General features: G+C 72.3%; 22 protein-coding genes. 10 read left to right on the top strand and 12 right to left on the bottom strand.

Annotated elements, in window-relative coordinates; translation table 11 throughout:
- Positions 1–124: 124 nt before the first annotated feature.
- Genes AB0B98_RS19280 through AB0B98_RS19270 form a run of 3 tightly spaced genes read right to left on the bottom strand, consistent with a single transcriptional unit; the run spans position 125 to position 2,448 of the window.
- On the bottom strand, positions 125–643 hold the full coding sequence (locus AB0B98_RS19280; protein ID WP_357364206.1) for a 2'-5' RNA ligase family protein: 519 nt from the start codon (positions 641–643) through the stop codon (positions 125–127).
- A gap of 48 nt (positions 644–691) precedes the next feature.
- On the bottom strand, positions 692–1,297 hold the full coding sequence (locus AB0B98_RS19275; protein ID WP_112673405.1) for a response regulator transcription factor: 606 nt from the start codon (positions 1,295–1,297) through the stop codon (positions 692–694).
- The gene (locus AB0B98_RS19270; protein WP_357364205.1) at positions 1,294–2,448 is read right to left on the bottom strand and encodes a histidine kinase; all 1,155 of its coding nucleotides are present in this window, start codon (positions 2,446–2,448) and stop codon (positions 1,294–1,296) included. The genes AB0B98_RS19275 and AB0B98_RS19270 overlap by 4 nt, the downstream gene beginning before the upstream one ends.
- Before the next feature lie 132 nt (positions 2,449–2,580).
- Between AB0B98_RS19270 and AB0B98_RS19265 the strand changes: the two genes are divergently transcribed.
- Both AB0B98_RS19265 and AB0B98_RS19260 read left to right on the top strand, forming a co-directional pair.
- Positions 2,581–3,510: a hypothetical protein gene (locus AB0B98_RS19265; RefSeq protein WP_357364204.1), complete on the top strand. Its 930-nt coding sequence runs from the start codon at positions 2,581–2,583 to the stop codon at positions 3,508–3,510.
- Between the two features lie 105 nt (positions 3,511–3,615).
- Positions 3,616–5,361, top strand: coding sequence for a DEAD/DEAH box helicase (locus AB0B98_RS19260; protein WP_357364203.1), 1,746 nt, complete (start codon positions 3,616–3,618; stop codon positions 5,359–5,361).
- Between the two features lie 94 nt (positions 5,362–5,455).
- On the opposite strand, the gene AB0B98_RS19255 is transcribed toward AB0B98_RS19260, so the two are convergent.
- The 5 genes from AB0B98_RS19255 to AB0B98_RS19235 all read right to left on the bottom strand — a co-directional run bounded on the left by AB0B98_RS19255 (position 5,456) and on the right by AB0B98_RS19235 (position 11,430).
- Positions 5,456–6,655: a right-handed parallel beta-helix repeat-containing protein gene (locus AB0B98_RS19255; protein WP_357364202.1), complete on the bottom strand. Its 1,200-nt coding sequence runs from the start codon at positions 6,653–6,655 to the stop codon at positions 5,456–5,458.
- Positions 6,656–6,743: 88 nt separating this feature from the next.
- Complete coding sequence (locus tag AB0B98_RS19250; RefSeq protein WP_357364201.1) at positions 6,744–7,148, bottom strand: DoxX family protein; 405 nt, start codon at positions 7,146–7,148, stop codon at positions 6,744–6,746.
- Between the two features lie 130 nt (positions 7,149–7,278).
- A complete protein-coding gene (gene lon, locus AB0B98_RS19245; protein WP_357364200.1) occupies positions 7,279–9,609 on the bottom strand; it encodes an endopeptidase La in 2,331 nt (776 codons plus the stop codon).
- A gap of 136 nt (positions 9,610–9,745) precedes the next feature.
- Positions 9,746–10,615: a manganese catalase family protein gene (locus AB0B98_RS19240; protein ID WP_357364198.1), complete on the bottom strand. Its 870-nt coding sequence runs from the start codon at positions 10,613–10,615 to the stop codon at positions 9,746–9,748.
- 83 nt (positions 10,616–10,698) lie between these two features.
- A complete protein-coding gene (locus tag AB0B98_RS19235) occupies positions 10,699–11,430 on the bottom strand; it encodes a HAMP domain-containing sensor histidine kinase (protein ID WP_357364196.1) in 732 nt (243 codons plus the stop codon).
- Positions 11,431–11,528: 98 nt separating this feature from the next.
- On the opposite strand from AB0B98_RS19235, the gene AB0B98_RS19230 reads away from it, so the two are divergent.
- The gene (locus AB0B98_RS19230; RefSeq protein WP_357364194.1) at positions 11,529–12,137 is read left to right on the top strand and encodes a response regulator transcription factor; all 609 of its coding nucleotides are present in this window, start codon (positions 11,529–11,531) and stop codon (positions 12,135–12,137) included.
- Positions 12,138–12,281: 144 nt separating this feature from the next.
- Positions 12,282–12,629: an Lsr2 family protein gene (locus AB0B98_RS19225; protein WP_238672224.1), complete on the top strand. Its 348-nt coding sequence runs from the start codon at positions 12,282–12,284 to the stop codon at positions 12,627–12,629.
- Positions 12,630–12,756: 127 nt separating this feature from the next.
- On the opposite strand, the gene AB0B98_RS19220 is transcribed toward AB0B98_RS19225, so the two are convergent.
- Both AB0B98_RS19220 and AB0B98_RS19215 read right to left on the bottom strand, forming a co-directional pair.
- Entirely contained in the window at positions 12,757–14,058 is a 1,302-nt protein-coding gene (locus tag AB0B98_RS19220; RefSeq protein WP_357364192.1) for a hypothetical protein, read from the bottom strand.
- A 295-nt stretch (positions 14,059–14,353) separates the two neighbouring features.
- Entirely contained in the window at positions 14,354–15,229 is an 876-nt protein-coding gene (locus AB0B98_RS19215; RefSeq protein ID WP_357364190.1) for a hypothetical protein, read from the bottom strand.
- A gap of 164 nt (positions 15,230–15,393) precedes the next feature.
- Between AB0B98_RS19215 and AB0B98_RS19210 the strand changes: the two genes are divergently transcribed.
- The 4 genes from AB0B98_RS19210 to AB0B98_RS19195 are packed head-to-tail and all read left to right on the top strand — an operon-like array spanning position 15,394 to position 17,042.
- The gene (locus AB0B98_RS19210) at positions 15,394–15,585 is read left to right on the top strand and encodes a hypothetical protein (protein ID WP_146754562.1); all 192 of its coding nucleotides are present in this window, start codon (positions 15,394–15,396) and stop codon (positions 15,583–15,585) included.
- Positions 15,582–15,962 (top strand): Asp23/Gls24 family envelope stress response protein, encoded by a 381-nt coding sequence (locus AB0B98_RS19205; protein WP_357364188.1) that lies wholly within the window; start codon positions 15,582–15,584, stop codon positions 15,960–15,962. The genes AB0B98_RS19210 and AB0B98_RS19205 overlap by 4 nt, the downstream gene beginning before the upstream one ends.
- A gap of 1 nt (position 15,963) precedes the next feature.
- On the top strand, positions 15,964–16,485 hold the full coding sequence (locus AB0B98_RS19200; protein ID WP_357364186.1) for a DUF6286 domain-containing protein: 522 nt from the start codon (positions 15,964–15,966) through the stop codon (positions 16,483–16,485).
- Positions 16,482–17,042 (top strand): hypothetical protein, encoded by a 561-nt coding sequence (locus AB0B98_RS19195; protein WP_357364184.1) that lies wholly within the window; start codon positions 16,482–16,484, stop codon positions 17,040–17,042. The genes AB0B98_RS19200 and AB0B98_RS19195 overlap by 4 nt, the downstream gene beginning before the upstream one ends.
- Positions 17,043–17,121: 79 nt before the next feature.
- Here AB0B98_RS19195 and AB0B98_RS19190 read toward each other — a convergent pair whose 3' ends face one another.
- Positions 17,122–18,063, bottom strand: coding sequence for a TerC/Alx family metal homeostasis membrane protein (locus AB0B98_RS19190; protein WP_357364182.1), 942 nt, complete (start codon positions 18,061–18,063; stop codon positions 17,122–17,124).
- Between the two features lie 281 nt (positions 18,064–18,344).
- Here AB0B98_RS19190 and AB0B98_RS19185 point away from each other — a divergent pair, with 281 nt between their 5' ends.
- Entirely contained in the window at positions 18,345–18,902 is a 558-nt protein-coding gene (locus AB0B98_RS19185) for a hypothetical protein (protein ID WP_357364180.1), read from the top strand.
- Between the two features lie 217 nt (positions 18,903–19,119).
- Positions 19,120–19,512 carry an FKBP-type peptidyl-prolyl cis-trans isomerase gene (locus AB0B98_RS19180; protein ID WP_238672232.1) on the top strand — a complete coding sequence of 131 codons (393 nt, stop codon included), beginning with the start codon at positions 19,120–19,122 and terminating at the stop codon, positions 19,510–19,512.
- Between the two features lie 77 nt (positions 19,513–19,589).
- Here the strand turns inward: AB0B98_RS19180 and AB0B98_RS19175 are convergent, their stop codons facing one another.
- Complete coding sequence (locus AB0B98_RS19175; RefSeq protein WP_357364178.1) at positions 19,590–19,976, bottom strand: STAS domain-containing protein; 387 nt, start codon at positions 19,974–19,976, stop codon at positions 19,590–19,592.
- Positions 19,977–20,134 lie beyond the last annotated feature (158 nt).

Raw genomic sequence — 20,134 nt, 5'->3', positions numbered from 1 at the left:
CGACAACTGACCAGGACGCCGGCGGCCGTCGGGGCGACACGCCCCGACGGCCGCCTCGGCTTGCCTGCCGTCTGTCCCTGGAAGGGGTCGCACGAACTGCGGTTCCGGGAGACCCGTGACAATCTCAGCCGCGGCCGGTCAGGGGGGTCACCGATCGGTCCGTGCCGTCGTAGCTGCGGGCGGCGGCGAAGTCGCCCGTCGGGCGCTGCCCACCGGCGACGGCACGAGCCAACCGCAGGTCCGCGTTGCGGAACCGCAGGGCCAGGCTCAGGTGCGGCACCCACGCGTCGGGCGCGTGCCACGGGCGGTGTCCTTCGGCCTCGGCGAGAACGTCCCAGACGGCGGCGTGCAGCGCGGTCAGCGACTCGGTGGGTCGGACGAGCCAGACCAGTGGGGCGCTGCCGTCGAGGACGACGACCCGGTCGAGCGTCACCGGCACCGGCAGCGCGGCGTCGAACAGCTCGGCCAGGCGGTGCTCGACCCCCGGCGGGAACTCGTCGACGGCGGCGAGGGTGAGGTGCGGCCGGTTGGTCGGGTGGATGTTGCGGGCCAGGCTGGGCAACCCGGCGGCGGCCAGCCGACCCCAGACCGCCCGGACCGCGACCTCCAGGCCGGGCGAGCAGACCAGTTCCACGGTACGCACGCGCCCACGCTAGCCGGCGGCCCTCCTGCTCGGCGGACGTCACCGAAGTCAGAGCCAGCCGTTGTCCCGTGCGGTGCGCACCGCCTCGGCCCGGTCGGCGGCGCCGAGCTTCTGCACGGCGGCGGAGAGGTGGTTGCGCACGGTTCCGGTGGACAGGTGTACCCGACGGGCGATCACCGCGACCGGGGCACCCACCTCCACCAGCCGCAGCGTCTCCAGTTCCCGAGGGGTCAGCGGGCACGGGGGCAGGGTCAACGCGTCGGCGGCCAGCGACGGGTCGACGTAGCGCCCTCCGGCGTGCACCCGCCGGATCACGTCGGCGAGCGCCCCACCCGGCGAGCCCTTGGGCAGGAACCCTCGGGCGCCGGCGGTCAGCGCCTGGCGCAGGTGTCCGGGGCGACCGTGGCCGGTCAGCACGACCACAGCGCAGTCGGGTCGGACCCGGGTCAGCTCGGCGGCTACCGCGATGCCGTCCAGGCCGGGCATCTCCAGGTCCACCACTGCCACGTCCGGACGGTGCGCCAGCGCCGCGGTGACGGCCGTCTTCCCGTCGGCGGCGTGTGCCACCACCTCGATGTCCGGTTCCAGGGCGAGCAGCGCGGCGACGGCTACCCGGATCAGGTCCTCGTCGTCGGCGAGCAGGACGCGGATCACGACGGCGCCGGCACTATCGCTTCGAGGGTGAAGATCGCGTCCTCCCGGCGTACCCGCAACTCGCCCCCGGCAGCGGCGAGCCGGTCGGCCAGCCCGCGCAGGCCGTGACTGTGCGCGTCCGGGCCACTGTCGTCGGCGCCGTCGTTGGCCACCGTCATCCTGGCCACGTCATCCTCCCGATCGATGCGGATCCGGCACCAGTCGGCCCGGCTGTGCCGCAGCACGTTGGTGCTCGCCTCGCGCAGCACCGCCGCCAGCTCGATGGCGGCCGGCTGCGGCAGGTCCGCCGGCAGTGGCAGAACCGTGCACCGCACCCCGCAGGAGCGCAGCACCCCCACCACCGCCGTGAGCTGTTCGTCGAGGTCGACGGCCCGGTAGCCGTGCACGGTCTCCCGTACCTCGCTCAGCGCGGAGGCGGCCAACCGTTGCACCTCGGCGGCTTCCCGTCCGGCCCGTTCCGGGTCGACCGGGGCGAGCCGGGCGGCGAGTTCGGCCTTCAACGCGATCACCGTGAGGGTGTGCCCCAGGACGTCGTGCACGTCGCGGGCGAAGCGCAGCCGCTCCTCGGCGGCGGCCAGCCGGGCCTGGGCGGCCTGACCCTGACGGGCCTCCACGAGCAGGTCCCAGAACCAGACCTGGAACCCGTTGACGGCGGCCACTGCCGCGCCGATCCCACCGGTCACGGCGAGGTGGCGCGGAACGGAACCGCCGGTCCACCAGGCGACCGCGACCGCCACCGCCAGGACGCCGACAGCGACCGCCAGCGCGGCCCGCCAGCGCACCAGAAGCGGCGTCATGCCGATCAGCGCCGCACCGAGCCAGGCCCAGGTCGGCCACCTGCCGGCCGCGACCGGACCCACCAGCGGAACTGTCAGCACCGCCACCCCGACCAGGCTCAGCTCCGCCCGACGCCGCCAGCGCGGGTCGAGCCACGGCGTCACGGCCGCGTACAGCACGACGGTCTGGGCGATCACGAAGGCGAGGATGCCGAGCGCGCCGAGTGTCACCCGGCCCGGTTCGGGCTCGCGGGTCAGGCCGACCGCCGGTAGTAGAACGCTCGCCCAGACGCCGGTGGCCAGCGACACCAGCGTCGCCCGCCGGGCGCGGCGCAACCGGCGGTCCGCCCGGGGAGTCACCGCGTCGCTCGCCACGCACCGATCCTAGGACCGCCCGGCGCGGGGTCCACCCGTGCGAACTGTCACGGTCGGGCCGTGCGGTCCGCACGGTTTTCCCGTGACGAACGGGTCTGCCGGCCACACCGGGGGCACCGGCAGGGTCGAGGCATGGAAAACACCCGGATGTACGCGGACAGCCTCACCGCCGTACCGTCGCCCCCGCCAGTGCCCACCGACGAGCCGGCCCCCTCGGCCCCGACACCGACCAGCGCGGCACCGACCGCCGCGGCGCCGGCCAGCAGCAGGCGGCGGCTGCTGTGGCATCTGGGCGAGATGGCCCTGGCGATGGTCGCCGGGATGCTGCTGCTCGGGCCGTTGTGGGACCTGACGGGCAGCGCTCTGGGCGTCGGCGACGCGCTGGCCCGGCCGGAGGTCGCCGCACTGGTGATGGCCACGAACATGACCGTCGGGATGACGGTGGGGATGCGCTACCGGGCGCACCGCTGGCACGCGGTCGGCGAGATGGCCGCAGCGATGTACGTTCCGTTCCTGCTGTTGATCGTGCCGTTTCGGGCCGGGCTGATCGACGCCGACGCGCTGCTGCTCGGCGGTCACCTGCTGATGATCCCCGCGATGGTCCTGGTGGCTCTCCGGCACCGACACGAGGCGCCGGCGCCGGTACGCCGACACCGGGTCGTGGCGGCGCTCGCCCACCGCTGGCCGGCCGGGTTGGCGCTGCTGCTGACCGTGGACATGTGGGTCGACCCGAGCGTGCTCAGCCCGTGGACGATGCTGGTGCTGCCCGGCGGCTACCTGCTGATCGGCGTGGCCCGCCGCACGCTGGGCGGGCGGGGCGTGCTCGCCACCCAACTCGCCGGTCTGGCCGGCTGGGCCGCCCTGACGCTGGTCGCGGTGAAGGCCGGCGGGCGGACCGCCGACTGGCTGGTGGCGCTCGGGTGGTTGGCGCACGCCGGCTGGGACGTGGTGCACCACCGCAACCGTCGGGTGGTGCCGCGCGGCTACGCCGAGTTCTGCGTGGTGCTCGACGTGGCCCTCGCCGCGGTGATGGTGCTGGCCATCCTGACCACCGACGCCTGATCGAGGCCGCCGTCGGGGTCGCGGAACAGCCGCAGCACGGGCTCGGGGACAGCTCTTGTGGCGGTCGGCGCAGCGGCTCGGACGGCGTAATGAAAGGCTTGGCACATGAGTTCCGCACCTGCACAGCACGACGCACCGATTGACGCACCGATTGACGCCACCCCCGACGGCACCGACGAGGTGAGCGCCTTCACCGAGCTCGGGCTCCGCGCCGAGCTGCTGGGCGCGCTCGCCGCCCTCGGGTACGAGGAGCCGACCCCCATCCAGCGGGAGGCTATCCCACCGCTGCTGGAGGGTCGGGACCTGCTGGGTCAGGCGGCCACCGGCACCGGCAAGACGGCTGCGTTCGCGCTGCCGCTGCTGAACCTCATGGCGGCGCACCGCCAGGGCGGCGACCCGGTGGCGCTGGTGCTGGTGCCGACCCGGGAGCTGGCGGTGCAGGTCTCCGAGGCGTTCCACCGCTACGGCAAGGACCTGGGCGCGCGGGTGCTGCCGATCTACGGTGGGCAGCCGATCGGGCGGCAGCTGCGGGCGCTGGACAGCGGTGTCGACGTGGTGGTGGCCACCCCCGGGCGGGCCCTCGACCACATCGCCCGGGGCACCCTGCGCCTGGGCGGCCTCGCCACGGTGGTGCTCGACGAGGCCGACGAGATGCTCGACATGGGCTTCGCCGAGGACATCGAGGCGATCCTGGAGCACGCTCCGAGGCAGCGTCAGACGGTGCTCTTCTCGGCCACCATGCCCTCGCGCATCGACGGGATGGCCCGCCAGCACCTGCGCGAACCGGTCCGGATCGAGATCGGCCGGGAGCAGCAGGTCGCGGGTGAGGCGCCCCGGGTGCGGCAGAGCGCGTACATCGTGACCCGGGCGCACAAGCCGGCCGCGTTGGGTCGTGTGCTGGACGTGGAGTCCCCGACCGCGGCGATCGTGTTCTGCCGCAGCCGGGAAGAGGTCGACCGACTGACCGAGACGATGAACGGTCGCGGCTACCGCTCCGAGGCGTTGCACGGTGGCATGAGCCAGGAGCAGCGCGACCGGGTCATGGGCCGGCTGCGGGCCGGCACCGCCGACCTGCTGGTGGCGACCGACGTCGCGGCCCGTGGGCTGGACGTCGAGCAGCTCACCCACGTGGTCAACTACGACGTGCCGTCCGCCCCCGAGTCGTACGTGCACCGGATCGGCCGGGTGGGTCGGGCTGGCCGCGAGGGCGTGGCGATCACCCTCGCCGAGCCGCGTGAGCACCGGATGCTCAAGACCATCGAGCGGGTGACCGGCCAGCGGATCACCATCGACAAGATTCCCACCGTGGCCGACATGCGGACCCGGCGGCTGGAGCTGACCCAGGCGGCCCTGCGGGAGAGCCTGCTGGAGGACGATCTCGACCCGTTCCGGGTGATCGTGGAGACGCTGACCGACGAGTTCGACCTGATGGAGGTCGCCCTCGCCGCGGTGAAGCTGGCCCACGAGGTGACGTCGCCGGGCTCCGACGACGAGGAGGAGATCCCGCAGGTTCCGGTCCGTGGGCCGCGCGAGGGCCGACCGGAGGCCGGCGGCCGGGGCAGCGACCGGCGGGGCGGGGGCCGGCCGCGCTCCGGCGGTGGCAACACCGTCCAGGTCTTCGTCGGCCTGGGTCGACGCGCCGGGGTGCGCCCGCAGGATCTGGTCGGCGCGATCACCGGGGAGACCGGGATCCGTGGTCGGGACATCGGTTCGATCGAGATCGCCGACCGGTTCTCACTGGTGGAGGTGCCGCAGGGGGTGGCCGACGAGGTCATCTCCGGGTTGCGCTCCAGCACGATCAAGGGCCGCAAGGCCACTGTGCGCCGCGACCGCGGCGGCGACGAGCGCTGAACACGCCGTCGGCGACCGCCGGAGTACGACGGTCGCCGACGACATGGCCCGGCGAGGCGGCGGGAGAAGCGTGAACCCTCGCCGCCCGCCGGTGTCAGCCGATGTTCGCGTTGAGCACGTTGTTGGCCCCGGCCAGCGACGCGCCACCGGAGCGGTGGTCGTACGCCCGCATCACGTTGTTGCTGACGATCCAGTTGTTGCTGGTGCCGACCGTCATGATCGGTCGGTCCTGGCGGCGGGGCGTCGCGTCGTCGTAGAACTGGTTGCCGATCACCTGGCACATGTCGGCGTCACGGCCGAGGATCCCGTTCGCGCCGTTGTCGTGGATGTCGAGCCCCATGATCCGGGTACGTCCGGATGAGGAGACCTCGATGCCGTTGGTGGCGTTGCGCCACAGCCGGCCGCCGATGAACTGGGTCCCCCAGACCTGCCGCAGGTCGGCGCCACTTCCGGTGCCACTCGTGCCGTTCGACTCCAGGTAGACGTTCTGGAAGATGTTCCGATGGGCGGGTTCCCGCAGTTCCACGCCGTTGCCCCGGCAACCCCAGACATGCAGGTTGTCGAAGAAGCAGGCGCTGTCGAGCAGCCGTATCCCGGTCTGGCACTCACCGACCCAGACGTTGAGGAACTCGTTGTCGTACGCGACCTTGTTCACCAGGATGCCGACGCCGAGGCAGTCCTCGATGTTGATATCAGTGATCTTGTTGGCGTGGGCGCTGTTCTCTGCGTCAGTGCCGAGGAACTCGATGGCGTGGCTGCCCGAGTTGCCGAAGTGCAGGTGGTGGAAGGTCGACCGGGGGCCACGGACGGTCAACAGCACGTTGGAGGTCCGCATGCCGTAGAAGTGCACGTTGGAGATCTGGTTGTACTTACCGCTCGAGACCAGACGACCGGTGTAGCCCGGGGCCGGCTGGATGATCGCCGCGCCGATGTTCTCGCCGGTCCAGGTCACACTCGTCGGGAAGCGGATCTCCGATCCGAGACCGAGTGCGCCAACCGGTTGGAAGATCTCCCCGCCACCGGCCGGCAGCAGGTTCAGCGCGGTGGTGACCTTGTCCGACTCGTCACTGCCGTCGAGCCGGCAGCCGATCCGGGGGTCCCGGAGGCTGAGCGGGGCCTCCCGCACTGTCGTGACGGGCGGCGATCCCGCCTGTTCGGCTCCGGCGAGGGTGGCCACCGTCGTCGCCACCGCGGCGCCCGCCCCGCCGGCGAAGAGCACCCGCCGTCCCAACCGTCGGCCCGGTGGATCTGACCGTTGTGGCGCTGCCGGCGGTACCGCACCAGGTGCGCTCACGATCGGTTCCATACCTCTCCCCCGTTGAGTGCCACCTCGGCCGGCGGGCAGACTCTACTGTGCATTGTCGCGTGCTGGCCGACCCGGATCAGAGGGCGTACGGGCCGAAACGACCCCAGGCCACCACTGCGGCGAGGACGAGCAGCACAGCGCAGGTGACCGCGCCCTGGATCTCGGTGCGGCGTCCCTCCTGGGTGGTCTGCTGCTGACGGGCGCGCAGGTGCACCAGGAGGCCGCCGATCATGACGATGACCAGCCCGACGGCGGCGAGCGGGGTGAGCACCGTGGCGATGCCGGTGGCAGCGGGCAGCACGAGCCCGGCGGCCGCCAGCAACTCGACAGCGCCGAGCGCCTTGACCTGTGACGGCGGCACCGGGTCCACCCACCGCATCACGTCGCGCAACTTCTCCTTGGGCTGGCTCAGCTTGGCCAGTCCGACGCCGGCGAAGACGGCGGCGAGCAGGATCTGAATGATCCAGAGCACCACGTTCACGGGGTTCCTCCAGGGGGCCGCCTGGCGGCGGAGAGGTGGTTGACGGTGCAGACGAGACAGTAGACCTTCCCCCGCGTACCGAAAGGGCCCCCGCCGTCGGAAGACGGCGGGGGCCCGGATGGTCGGAGCGTCAGACCGCGAAGAGCGCCGGACCGTCAAGCGTCTTCACGTCGGCCGGGCGCAGCGCCAGGGCGAGCACGTCGGCCACGTCGGCCAGGGTGTGCACTGTCAGCGCTTCGCGCACCTCGGTCGGCAGGTCGTCCAGGTCGGGCTCGTTGCGCGCCGGGATGATCACCTCGGTGAGGCCGGCCCGGTGCGCGGCGAGCAGCTTCTGCTTCACCCCGCCGATCGGCAGCACCCGACCGGAGAGTGTCACCTCACCGGTCATCCCGAACTCGGGGCGGACCGGGCGACCGGTGACCAGCGACGCCAGGGCCGTGACCATGGTGATGCCGGCGCTCGGACCGTCCTTGGGCACCGCGCCCGCCGGGAAGTGGACGTGGATCCGGCGTCCCGCGAGAGCGTTCGGGTCGATGCCGAACCGCCGCCCGTTGGAGCGCAGGTAGGAGAGCGCGATCTGCGCCGACTCCTTCATCACGTCACCGAGCTGGCCGGTCAGGGTCAGCCCCGGCTCACCCTCCATGCTGGTCGCCTCGATGAAGAGCACGTCCCCACCGGCGCCGGTGACGGCCAGTCCGGTGGCCACGCCGGGCACCGCGGTGCGCTCGGCCGATTCCGGTGTGAACTTCGGCCTACCCAGGTAACCGGTGAGGTTGTCGGTGCCCACGCGGGCCGGCGTCGGGTCCGTCGCCAGCGTCACCGCCACCTTGCGCAGGATCTTGGCCAGGGCCCGCTCAAGCTGCCGGACGCCGGCCTCCCGGGTGTACTCCCCCGCGATCAACGCGAGAGCCTCGTCGGCGACGCTGACCTCGTCGACTGTCAGCCCGGCCCGCTCCCGCTGCCGGGGCAGCAGGTGGTCGCGGGCGATGGCGACCTTCTCGTCCTCGGTGTACCCGTCCAGGGTGACCAGCTCCATCCGGTCCAGCAGGGGGCCGGGGATGGACTCCACCACGTTGGCGGTGGCCAGGAAGAGCACGTCGGACAGGTCGAGGTCGACCTCCAGGTAGTGATCCCGGAAGGTGTGGTTCTGCGCCGGGTCGAGCACCTCCAGCAGGGCGGCGGCCGGGTCACCGGCGTAGCCGGCGGCCAGCTTGTCCACCTCGTCGAGAAGCACTACCGGGTTCATCGAACCGGCCTCGCGCAGCGCGCGGACGATCCGACCGGGCAGCGCCCCCACGTAGGTGCGCCGGTGCCCGCGGATCTCCGCCTCGTCGCGGACACCGCCGAGCGAGACCCGGACGAAGTTGCGCCCGAGCGCCCGCGCCACGGACTCGCCGAGGCTGGTCTTACCCACCCCGGGAGGACCGGCGAGGGCGAGCACCGCACCGGAGCCGCGACCGCCGACCACACCGAGGTTGCGCTCGGCACGCCGGTTACGCACCGCCAGGTATTCCAGGATGCGGTCCTTCACGTCGGACAGGCCGGCGTGGTCGGCGTCGAGCACCGCCCGGGCCGCGGCCAGGTCGGTGTTGTCCTCGGTACGCGTGCCCCACGGCATCTCGAGCACGGTGTCCAGCCAGGTACGGATCCAGCCCGCCTCCGGGGAGGCGTCGCTGGCCCGCTCCAGCTTGCCGACCTCGCGCATGGCCGCCTCGCGTACCTTCTCCGGCAGCTCGGCGGACTCGACGCGGGACCGGTAGTCGGCGGAGCCGTCCGGCTCGTCCTCGCCCAGCTCCTTGCGGATCGCGGCGAGCTGCTGGCGCAGCAGGAACTCGCGCTGGGACTTCTCCAGCCCTTCGCGGACGTCACTGTTGATCTGCTCGGTGACCTCCTGCTCGGCCAGGTAGTCCTTCACCCAGCCGACAAGCAGCTCCAGCCGGGCGGTGACGTCCGGCGCGGCGAGCAGCTCGGTCTTCTGCTCCAGCGTCAGCCAGGGCGCGTAACCGGCCGAGTCGGCCAGCTCGGAGAGGTCGGTCATCCGCTCCACCGCGTCGATGACCTGCCAGGCGCCCCGCTGCTGGAGCACGGAGGTCACCAGGGCGCGGTACTCGCGGGCGAGTTCCCGGGCCCGACCGGCGTGGGCGGGTTCGTCGAGTTCAGTCGCCTCGACCCAGAGGGCAGCGCCGGGGCCGGGCACGCCGGAGCCGATCCGGGCCCGGGACAGGCCACGGATCACGGCGGCGGGCTCACCCTCGGGCAGCCTGCCGACCTTCTCGATGGTGGCGACCACGCCCACCGGGCCGTACTCGCCGTCGATGCGCGGCACGGCCAGCAGCTTGCGGTCGCCGGTCGCGCGCGCCGCGTCGATCGCGGCCTGGGTGGTGGGGTCGAGGGTCACCGGGATGACCATGCCGGGCAGCAGTACGGCGTCGGCCAGGGGAAGTACCGGAAGAGTTGCCATCGAACACCTCGCGTTGAGTTGAGCGTGTCTCACTCAAGTAACAAAGCGTTCCCCTTGTTCCGGCCTGTGACCCAGACCACTCCTGTGCCCGGTCCGTCGGGTCGCCCGGGACCGGCGGACGACCCGACGAGGCACATCAGGTGAGCTTGCTCTTCACCGTGTTCACCACCGAGCCGGCCACCCCCGGGTTGGTGCCGTAGAGGCGGGGGTCACCCGGCGGCAGCACCGGTTCCGGCGCATTCGCCCGCGGGTTGTCGTCGTACCGGAACTCGCCCTTGCCGTCCGGCGACGGCCCGGACGCCCAGCGCCCCTGGGCGGCGTCGGTGCCCGAGGAGAAACCCAGGTAGGTGTAGCCGTACTCCTCAGTGAACTCGCCCGAGTCCGGGAAGGCCTCCGGCACCGGCATCTCCTCCAGCCCGTCCTCCTTGAGCTGCTCGATCGCCGCCAGCCACATGTTCTGGTGCATCGTGTCGCGGGCCAACAGGAAGCGCAGCATCTGCTTGACGCCCGGGTCGTCGGTCATGTGGAACAACCGGGCGACCTGGAGCCGACCCTGCGCCTCGGCGGTGACGTTGAGCTGGAAATCGGCCAACAGATTGCCGCTGGCGGTGATGAACGCGCCGTTCCAGGGCACCCCGTTGGAGTCGGCGGGCAGGGCCCCACCACCGCCGTGGATGAAGTGCGCCGGGTTCTCACCGGCGTAGGTCGCGGCACCTCCGGGGTCCTCCGCGATCCCCTCGGTCAGCGACAGCGGCGCGTTATCCAACAGCCGGGTGATCATCGTGACGATCATCTCGACGTGGCCCATCTCCTCCGTGCCGACGTCGAGCAGCAGGTCCTTGTACTTGCCGGGCAGCCGGCAGTTCCAACCCTGGAAGAGATACTGGTTGGCGACCGTCATCTCGCCCCACTTGCCGCCCAGCACCTCCTGCAACCGGCGGGCGAACGCCGCGTCCGGGCCGTCCGGCTTGGCTTCGAACTGCAGATCCTTGACGTGGCTGAACATCCAACCTCCTCGGTACCGACAACAGGTAGCGAGGCCGTTCCCGCCTCGCTGACCCGAGCGGGCCAACCCGTGTCCCGCCCGGGTCAGCGCACCGGGCGTCCCATCGGCAGCAGCACCTCCAGCGCCACTCCACGCGGCCGCAGCCGGTGCGCCCGCAACGCTCCCCCGTCCGTCGCGACGAGCTGCCGCGCGATCCACAGGCCCAGACCGGACATCCCGACGGCGGGCGCCGGACGTCGCAGCGCGACCAGCAACGCGTCGTCGACCCGACCCTCGTCGGTGACCAGGATGCTCAGGCTGGGGCCGCGCACTGTGGCGTAGAGCCCGACCTGCCCGTCCGGCGGCCCGTGCCGCAACGCGTTCTGCACCAGGTTGACCAGCACCTGTCGGGTACGTCCGGCCGCCACCGGGCAGGAGGCCGCCCGCCGGGTGGCTCGCGCCCGCCGACGGCCCACCGGCACCAGCGCGGCGGCCTCCCGCAGGATGCCCGACAGCGCGACGGCCGGCTCCGGCTGCGCGGTCGGCGTCAGCACTGCGGTGCCGGCGGTCGCGTCGCGCAGCAGGCTCTGCAGGTGGGCGGCCTGGTCGCGGGCCAGCTCACTGAGCGCCCGCCGGTCGTCCCCGGTCAGCTCGCGACGGTCGTCGGCCAGCGCGCGGGTCAGCGACGTCAGGGTGCTGATCGGCGTACGAAACTCGTGGCACAACACCCGCAGCAGCAACTCCGAATCGGCCGCCGTCGGCCGTCGCTCGCCGGGTGTCGGCTCAATGGGGCGCAACCCTCGCAGCAGGTCCCGCAAACCGTGCCGTACGCGCATGCACCCGACTCCTCTCGTTCGGTGCGAACCCGCATGATCGGTACCCGCTGGGGAACGGCGCAGACATGCCGGGAGCCTCCACCTTGCGACTCGTCGTCGTGGACGATCACCCCCTTTTCGTCCGCGGCCTGGAGTTGCTGCTCCCGATCACCACAAACGGCCGCGCCGAGGTGGTCGCCTCGACCGGCGACGCCGCCGCGGCAGCGGCCCTGGTCAGCAACTACTGCCCCGACCTGGCCCTGGTCGACCTGCACATGCCGCCGCCCGGCGGTATCCGGGCGGTGGCCGCGATCCGGCGGACCACCCCACGGGTACGGGTGGTCGCGATGTCCGGCTCCACCGACCCCGGGCCGGCGGTGGAGGCGCTGCGGGCCGGCGCCGAGGGTTTCCTGCCCAAGACCAGCGAAGCGGAGGAACTACTGCCCCCACTGCTGGCGATCCTCGACGGCTGGGCGGTGCTGCCGGCCGAACTGCTGCGCGCCATGCTGCGGCCCACGCGCCCCGCGCCCGTCGACCTCGACAGCGAGGAACGGAGGCTGCTGCGGGCGATCGCCGCCGGCCGCAGCACCGTCGACATCGCCGAAGAACTGCACGTCTCCGAACGGACGGTGAAACGGATGACCGCCACGTTGCTACGCAAGTTGCGGGTCTCGAACCGGGCCGAGGCGGCTGCCGTCGCCGGCCACAGCGGCATCCTCGGGGAATGAAGCTCCGGCACCGAACCGATTCACGGTTTTGCTCGGTAACGGAATCGCGACGCGCCGAATGAATGGAAGGCATATTGTTGCGGATTACCGGGGTGGTAGGTCAGACTTTGGACACATCCCGCCGCACACAGGGAGTAATCGGCAATGGCGAGAAAAGTAATCACGGTTCTGACCGACGACCTCGACGGTGGGAAGGCCGACCGGACGGTCGAGTTCAGCCTCGACGGCGTGGCCTACACGATCGATGTCTCCGACGAGAATGCCGGCGTCCTGCGCAAGGCGCTCGATCCGTACATCAATGCGGGTCGGCGGATCGGGCGCGGCCCGGTGGAGAGCGCCCGTTCCGTCCGACGGCCGGGACGACCCACCGGTGCGGGAATGGATCGGGAGCAGAACCGGGCCATCCGGGAATGGGCCGTCAAGAACGGCTACAAGATTTCCGAGCGCGGCCGCATCCCGGTTGAGGTCGTCGAGGCGTACAAGAGCCGCTGACGCGACTCGACGGGGCCCCGCCGGAAACGGCGGGGCCCCGTCGTTTTGTCAGGGCTCCCGAAGCGATGCGGCGGCCGGCCACCCCGGGCTGTCGCCCCGGGTGGCCGGCCGCCGTTGGTACGTCAGGTCAGTTGACGTCGATGCGCACCGAGTCGAAGGCGGGGGTCTGGTTGGCCCGCTCCATCATCGGCAGGCGGTGCGAGCCGTCACCGGCCCAGACCGAGCACTGGGCGGTGCCGGACTCCGGCAGGCCCGGAATCTGGATCGTCACCTCGTCGGGCTGGGCGCCGCCGCGGCCGTCCTCCGTCGCGACGAAGAACGCGGGCACCTCCTGCGGCTCCGGCGGAGCGGTCAGGCTGTCCAGCATCCGGCAGGCGGTGTGGAAGTGACCGCGGACCAGGCCCTGGTCGTTGAGGAGCGAGCTCTCCACGTAGTAGCCACCCTGACCGGCGGCCAGGAAGCGGTCCCGGACCAGGTTGCGGGTGCTGACCCGCAGGGTGAAGGGCTGGTTCTGCCCGACCTGCTCGGGGAACTGGGTGATCAGCAGCGACGGGTTGTTGGCCGCCGCGCCGACCTCACCGAACTCGGTGCTCACGCAACGGTTGCCGTTCTGGAAACCGTCGTGCGGCTGGAGCCGGCTCTCCTCGCAGTCGTTGGCGAGCACGCCGAGCCCGGCGCCGGGCGCGGTGCCGCCACCGTTGTTGCCGCCACCGTTGTTGCCGCCACCGTTGTTACCACCGCCGTTGTTGCCGCCACCGTTGTTGCCGCCACCGGGGGTGGTGGTCGGCGTGCTGCCGCCGCCGTTGTTGCCGCCCGTGCCGCCGGTGGGCTGCACCTGGCACTCGGCGAGCTGCGCGAGGCCCTGCGGCCGGGGTCCGACCCGGTCGATGGCGGTCGTGATCCGGTCCAGCACGGCGCGGCGCTTGCCGGCCAACGGCTGGAGGATCGCGCTGCGGATGAACGCCTCACCCTTGTTGCCCTCGGCGGCGAGCCGGCGGTCCGCCTCGGCGATCTGGGTCTGCAACTGGGCGAGGTTGCGGTCCACCTCGGCGCGCGCCCGGTTCGGCACCTGCGGCAGCTTGGCCGCCACGTCCGGACAGGCGATCGCCGTGCCGGTGCCCACCGTGCCGTCCTTGCCGTCCTCGCACTCGGGGACCGACTGCTGTCCGTCACCCCAGTGATTACGCACCCACCGACCGTTCTGCCAGGTCCGGCTGGTCGAGCCACCGGTCGGCGCGGTCGCGCCGGGGCTCGGCTCCACGCACTGCCCGGAAGCCGGACGTGGCTTATTTGTCCGCCGGTCCTGGGCCGACGAAATCTGAGTCACGGCGACAACTCCGCCGAAGACCGCGAGCGTGCCGACAACTGCCAGCAGACGCTTGCTCCGCGCGTTGCCGGAAGGCCGGCGCGCCCGAGTGGACCTGCGCATCGAATTGCTCTCCTTCTCGATCCGGTAGTGGATTTCTGCCCTCGGCGGACCGACGGATGTGAGGTGGCACGCCGCGGTGGCGACCCACCGTGACCTACCCGGTAATGCGTCGATGGCCGACGATGCCCTTTCCGCACCGTCTCCCGCGCCCGGTGGACGCGGATGGGGAGATCCTGTTCATTCGCGCAGGAGTACGGGGCTGCGGCCGGGAAGGTTCAACAGACGCACAGGAAATTGCCGCGACCCGACACGGAGCCGGTGCGGAGCAGGGAGCAGCAGGTGAGACGGGCGCTGGTCAGTCGGCGCAGAGGTGGTCGAAGGCGAACCCGCCGACCAGTTCGTGGCGGCGCTGGCTCAACGCGGCGATCTGCGCGGTCCACTCGGCACGCGACAGCAGGTCGACGCCGACGTTCTCCCGCAGTCGTTCCCCCACGGCGACGGCGGCGAGATCCTCGGCCAGCCGGGCCGCGTCGATGCCGCAGGAGAAACGGTGTTCGGTCACCGAGACCTGCTCGATGAGGCACGCGTCGGGGCGTACCTGCACCCAACTCCACCCCTGTGCCGGCCCGTCCACCCAGCGCACGTGCAGTCCCCGCACGATCGGGTCGGCCACCTGCCCGGTCACGTACGCCTCGACCGCCGCCGCGCGGGTCAGCGCGCCGAGGTCGTTGACCGGGCCGGTACGCCCGTCCGGCAGCCGGCCCAGGATGTCCCGGAAGCCCACCGGCTGCGGTTCGGTCCCGGCGTCGGTGGCCCCGCCCGCGGCGTAGGCGCGCGCGTCGATCACGTACTCGACAAGGCGCCGGCCATGCTCGGCGGCGCTCAACGTGGGCGACCCGATCCGCAGAACCGGTAGGCCGACGGCCGCGCTCACGGCGTCCGTGAGTCGCTGCACGCGCTGCTCCGCCGAGCCGGGAGGCGGCACCGGGCCGATCTGCACGGCGACGACCGGACGGCCGGTGTCGGCGGTGTAGACAACAAAATCGAAGCTGGCGCGGCTCGCCGAGGTCCACTGGCTGCCGGTCACGCCGGATGGGCGGCCCTGGACCAGATCAGTGAGCCGGCGCGCCGCCAGGACCCTATGACCAGCGCGGCTGAGCAGCGCGTCGAGCCCCGCCTCGGCGGGCATCGCCCGCAGCCCACCGCGGTCGTCGCTCCCGATGCTCGTCATCTGCCTGATCCATCCGCCGGTCGGTCGAGCCGGGCCGAGTCTAGGTGGTCGATCATGGGCCACCGAGTTCTGATGTGACGGGGATCACAGTAGCGCCGACGTTCCAGGGCTGGCCCCCGGGTGTATCCAGCCACCGCCGGTACCGGACCGGCCCGGAGGTGACCATGTCGCGACAGCAGTTCGGCTTCCTCGCCGGGTTCCTCGCCGTGGCGGTCTGGGCGCTCGCCGGCGTCGGCGTGGCCGCCCTCGCCGTGCTCGCCGGCCTGCTCGGCTGGCTGGTCGTCCGGGTGCTCGACGGCGACCTCGCGGTGACCGGTCTCGGCGACCGCCGCGCCGACGCTCGGCGGCGCCGATGACCACCCGCCCGTCCGCGGGGACGAACCCCCGCACCGGGCTGGCCCCCGCGACGACCGGTCCGGAGCGCCGCCCGGCTGACACCGCGGAGGTCGCGCGGATCGCGGTGCAGGCGGCCAGCCTCGTGCCGGGCGTGTCCGTTGTCCGCCCGGCGGCGGTCCGCCTGGATGACCGGTCCGTCGGACTCGACCTGCACCTGATCACCTGGTACGGGCACAGCGTGCCGACGATCGCCGAGGCCGTCCGGGCGGTGGTCACCGACCGGGTGGCCGCCCAGACCGGCCTCAGCGTGGCGGTGGTGACAGTCACAGTGGACGACCTGCTCGTCCCCGGCGTCGACTCCTCCGGTGTCGGCACCGCCAGACCGGAGGACGGCTGAGATGCGCACCGTCAACCGGGTCGCCTCGTTGCTGCTGGCCACCGCTCTGCTCCTCGGTGGCGCGGCGGCGGCCGTCCAGGCGTTGCTGCTCACAGTGCGCCGACCGACACCGCTCGACACGAGCGGCTGGCTTGACGCGCTGAGCGACACCCGGTGGCGCGACCCCACCGTCCGGGCGGTGGCCGCCGGGGCTCTCCTCCTGGGCCTGGCCATTCTCGTAGCCCAGCTGCGCCGCTGGACGCCGGTCCGCCTGCGTGCCGACGAGCGCGACGGCTGGTACCTGCACCGGCGCTGTGTGGAACGGCGGCTCGCTGACGCCGCCAGCGCGGTGCCGGGCGTCCGCCGCGCCCGGGTCCGTGTCCGACGGCGGGGCGGCCAGTGGCGCCCCCGGGTCCGCGCGTCTGGCGACCCGGCGGCCCGAGCGGAGATCGAGTTCGCGGTGCACCAGGAGTTGCGCCACCTCACCGCACCCCGCCCCGCCCGGATCGACGTCCGGCTGCTGCCTCGGCGACGGCCGGCGTGACCAACGCCGGGCACCGACTGCTGTGGACGATCATCGCGCTGCTGCTTGTCGCGGGCGGCGCGGCGGCGCTGACGGCCAGCCTCGGCACGTTGCCCGGTGCTGACCCGGCGGCGGTGCTGCTCAGCGCCGAACTGGTCGACGAGTGGCGAACGGCCGCGCCGTGGAGCACCCTGGCCGCGGCCGTCGCCGGGGCGCTGTTCGCGCTGGCCGGGCAACGCCTGCTGGCCCGCGAACTGCGGGGCCCGGACGGCACGCTGCGCGGCACCCTCAGCCACCCCGGCCGCCGGCCGGGCCGGACCCGGCTGGCCACCGACGTTCTCGCCGACGCACTGGAACGCGACCTGACCGGCAACCCCGGGGTACGCCGGGCCCGGGTGGTGCTCACCGGCGCGCCACCGCACCCCGACGTGTGGATCCGCGTGGACCTCACCGCCGATGCGCCGACCGCCGGCGTACGCGAGCACGTTCGCGCCGCGGTCCGCCGATTCGCGGCCACTACCGACTGCCAGCCCGCGCACCTCGACGTGACCGCCCGCATCGAGCCCGGTCACCCCTGAGCTGACCTGGACCCGCGGGGCATGATCGGTGTCGGCGGCCCGGCGGCCCGACGGCCCAGCGGCTTGGCGGCTCGGCGGTTCAGCCAGCGGGTCGGCGGCGGGCGGCCAGGGTGCTGGCGCCGATGGAAACCGCCAGGGTCAGCAGCACCACGGCCAGGGTCAACCAGACCGGCAGCTTGCCCACCGGCGTCTCGGCGAGAATCAGCTTCAGCCCAGCGAAGGCCAGGAGCAGCGCCAACCCGTACCGCAGGTAGCCGAAGTGCCGCAGCAGGCCGGCGAGGCAGAAGTAGAGGCTGCGCAGCCCCAGGACGGCGAACGCGGTGGCCGTCCAGACCAGGAAGGTGTTTGTGGTGATGGCAAGGATCGCCGCCACCGAGTCGATGGCGAAGACCACGTCGGTGGCCTCGATGGCGACGAGCGCGACCAGCAGCAACGTCGCCACCCGTCGGCCGGCCACCCGGGCGGTGAACCGATCGCCGTGATAGCGGGCATCGGTGGGCACCAGCCGCCGGAACAGCCGGACCACCACATTCCGTTCCGGGTCGACGTCCGGCTTCCCGCGTACGGCCAGCCGCCAGCCGGTCCAGATCAGGAACCCGCCCAGCGCGAACCCGGCCCAGGTGAGCCGGTCCAGCAACTCGGCACCGGCGAAGATGAACAGCAGCCGGAAGACGAGCGCCCCCACGACACCCCAGAACAGCACCTTGTGCTGGTAGCCCGACGGCACCTTGAAGTAGCCGAAGAGCAGCGCGAAGACGAACACGTTGTCCACCGAGAGCGCCTTCTCCAGCAGGTAGCCGGAGAAGTACGCGATGGCCGGGTCACCGCCGAGGCCCCACCAGACGACCAGGCCGAACAGCAGACCCGCGCCGATCCAGACGGCGCTCCACTGCAGTGCCTCGCGGAGCTCGATCACGTGGTTGTCCCGGTGCAGGAGCACATCCACGGCGAGCAGCACCGCGATCACCGCGCCGACCGCCGCCCAGGCCCACAGCGGGACCGCGACCGTCGCCTCAGCCACCGACGCCCTCCGCATCGACCACCGCGCACCGCCCGTCCACCCAGGCCGGCCGGCCCTTTCCGAGCCTAGGTGAACGCCCGACCCGGCATCGGACGGTCGAACGAAGTCGGGTCGGTGCCCCACGACGACGATCTGAGCGCTACTCGACGAGCACAGCGCCTGCGATCCGGGGGGGGTCAAACGTCCCGGGCCGTTGCGGTCTGTCGGCCCTGCCGCCGAGAACGCCGTGGGCGTCCACTGGAGATGCCACCGGGAAGCGCGGTGCGAAGCTGAGAAGGGACGTGGAGACCATGATCGCGACGATCGAGCGGGTCACCGCCAAGAACACCGCTGCTAAGGCCGGCACCGCTCACGAGCGGGCCGTCCGGTACATCCTGGCCGGCACCCGGCTGGCACTCGGCTGGATCTTCCTCTGGGCCTTCATCGACAAGATGTTCGGCTTTGGGATGGCCACCGAGTCGAAGAACGCCTGGATCAACGGCGGTAGCCCCACCAAGGGATTCCTGACCTTCGGCGTGACCGGCCCGTTCAAGGATCTCTACGCCGGGATCGCCGGTGCCGCCTGGGCGGACTGGCTCTTCATGGTCGGCCTGGCCGGCATCGGTGTCGCGCTGCTGCTCGGCATCGGCATGCGGGTCGCCGCCGTGGCCGGTGGGCTGCTGCTGGTCATGATGTGGACCGCCGTCCTGCCTCCGGAGAACAACCCCTTCATGGACGACCACCTGATCTACGCGGCGGTGCTGGCGGTCCTGGCGCTGGTCAACGCCGGCGACACCTGGGGCCTGGGCCGGGTGTGGGCGGGGCTGCCGATCGTCCGGCGGACGCCCTGGCTGCGGTGAACACCGCACACCGCCTCGGCGGGCGTCACCAGCACTGGTGACGCCCGCCAGGGCGTCGCCCCACCGCCCGGGCCGGCAGCGCCACCGGGACCGCCTATGTGCGACCGGCGGACGGGCCCGCTGAGCAGGTTGCGGGTCCGCCGCACATCGGTGAGGGGTGATCCGGCAGGATCGACGGTGTCCGGACACATCACCCAACACGGCAGGAGATCCCCGCATGACCCAGGCAGCAGGCGCCCAGTCGGGCAAGCCCGAGGTTGGTCCGATCGAGGGTGCACCGCCGGCCGACCTCGTGATCGAGGACATCACCGTGGGCGACGGCCCGCAGGCCCAGCCGGGCCAACTGGTCAGCGTGCACTACGTTGGCGTGTCGCACTCCACCGGCGGCGAGTTCGACTCGTCGTGGAGTCGGGGCGAGGCGTTCGACTTTCCGCTCGGCGGCGGTCAGGTCATCGCCGGCTGGGACCAGGGCGTCGCCGGCATGCGCGTCGGCGGTCGCCGCCGTCTGATCATCCCGCCGCACCTGGGGTACGGCGACCGGGGTGCCGGCGGCGTCATCAAGCCGGGCGAGACGCTGGTCTTCGTCGTCGACCTGCTCGGCGTGAGCTGACCGATTGCCGGGGTCGCCGGCCCACGCCGGCGGCCCCGCGTCCGGGTGCGAGGGTGGGAGCCCACCTCGCCGTCGGGTCAGGCGGCCAGTTGCAGGTCCGTGGTCGCGAACGCCGGGCGACGCGCGGCCTCGATCGGCGAGGTCAGCTCCAGAATCGGCATCACGCGGTGCAGCCCGCTGACGCGCAACACCCGCGCCACCACCGGGCTCGGGTCGACCAGGACCAGCTCGCCACCCCGGGCCCGCACGCGCAGATGCGCGGCGAGCAGCGTGCGAACGCCGGCGGCGGAGAGCAGCCGCAGCCCGGACAAGTCCAGTTGAAGCACCGGGCGGGCCGGTGCGGACCACAGCGCGGACCGGAACGCGGACACCGTTGCGATGTCGATCTCGCCGGCCACCCGCACGAGGACCATCTGGTCACCCACGCTGACCTGCACGTCCAGCCGGTCGCTGTGCTCTTCCATGCCCAGAAATCTAGCCGCCACCACCGACATTTTCGCCAGTCCACGGAGTGATTCCGGGTACGCCCAGGGGCATACCCCGAGGTACCCCACCTCCCTCTCGGGGTGGAGTCAGGGGCCCGGGCGGCGCGCCGCGCGGGCGCGGAACCCGGGGGTCGGCC

It is taken from the genome of Micromonospora sp. NPDC048947 (genome assembly GCF_040649495.1).
GTDB classification, from domain to species: domain Bacteria; phylum Actinomycetota; class Actinomycetes; order Mycobacteriales; family Micromonosporaceae; genus Micromonospora; species Micromonospora alfalfae.
The sequence above is the reverse complement of the archived record's forward strand: the minus strand, read 5'-3'. Positions and strand labels throughout refer to the sequence as shown.

Bases quoted from the DNA above. Each gene is read 5' to 3' on its own strand.
- AB0B98_RS19235 (WP_357364196.1), bottom strand. From the start codon at position 11,430: ATGCGCGTACGGCACGGTTTGCGGGACCTGCTGCGAGGGTTGCGCCCC.
- AB0B98_RS19210 (WP_146754562.1), top strand. From the start codon at position 15,394: ATGTCGCGACAGCAGTTCGGCTTCCTCGCCGGGTTCCTCGCCGTGGCG.
- AB0B98_RS19220 (WP_357364192.1), bottom strand. From the start codon at position 14,058: ATGCGCAGGTCCACTCGGGCGCGCCGGCCTTCCGGCAACGCGCGGAGC.
- AB0B98_RS19265 (WP_357364204.1), top strand. From the start codon at position 2,581: ATGGAAAACACCCGGATGTACGCGGACAGCCTCACCGCCGTACCGTCG.
- lon (WP_357364200.1), bottom strand. From the start codon at position 9,609: ATGGCAACTCTTCCGGTACTTCCCCTGGCCGACGCCGTACTGCTGCCC.
- AB0B98_RS19215 (WP_357364190.1), bottom strand. From the start codon at position 15,229: ATGACGAGCATCGGGAGCGACGACCGCGGTGGGCTGCGGGCGATGCCC.
- AB0B98_RS19225 (WP_238672224.1), top strand. From the start codon at position 12,282: ATGGCGAGAAAAGTAATCACGGTTCTGACCGACGACCTCGACGGTGGG.
- AB0B98_RS19200 (WP_357364186.1), top strand. From the start codon at position 15,964: ATGCGCACCGTCAACCGGGTCGCCTCGTTGCTGCTGGCCACCGCTCTG.
- AB0B98_RS19240 (WP_357364198.1), bottom strand. From the start codon at position 10,615: ATGTTCAGCCACGTCAAGGATCTGCAGTTCGAAGCCAAGCCGGACGGC.
- AB0B98_RS19205 (WP_357364188.1), top strand. From the start codon at position 15,582: ATGACCACCCGCCCGTCCGCGGGGACGAACCCCCGCACCGGGCTGGCC.
- AB0B98_RS19175 (WP_357364178.1), bottom strand. From the start codon at position 19,976: ATGGAAGAGCACAGCGACCGGCTGGACGTGCAGGTCAGCGTGGGTGAC.
- AB0B98_RS19180 (WP_238672232.1), top strand. From the start codon at position 19,120: ATGACCCAGGCAGCAGGCGCCCAGTCGGGCAAGCCCGAGGTTGGTCCG.
- AB0B98_RS19260 (WP_357364203.1), top strand. From the start codon at position 3,616: ATGAGTTCCGCACCTGCACAGCACGACGCACCGATTGACGCACCGATT.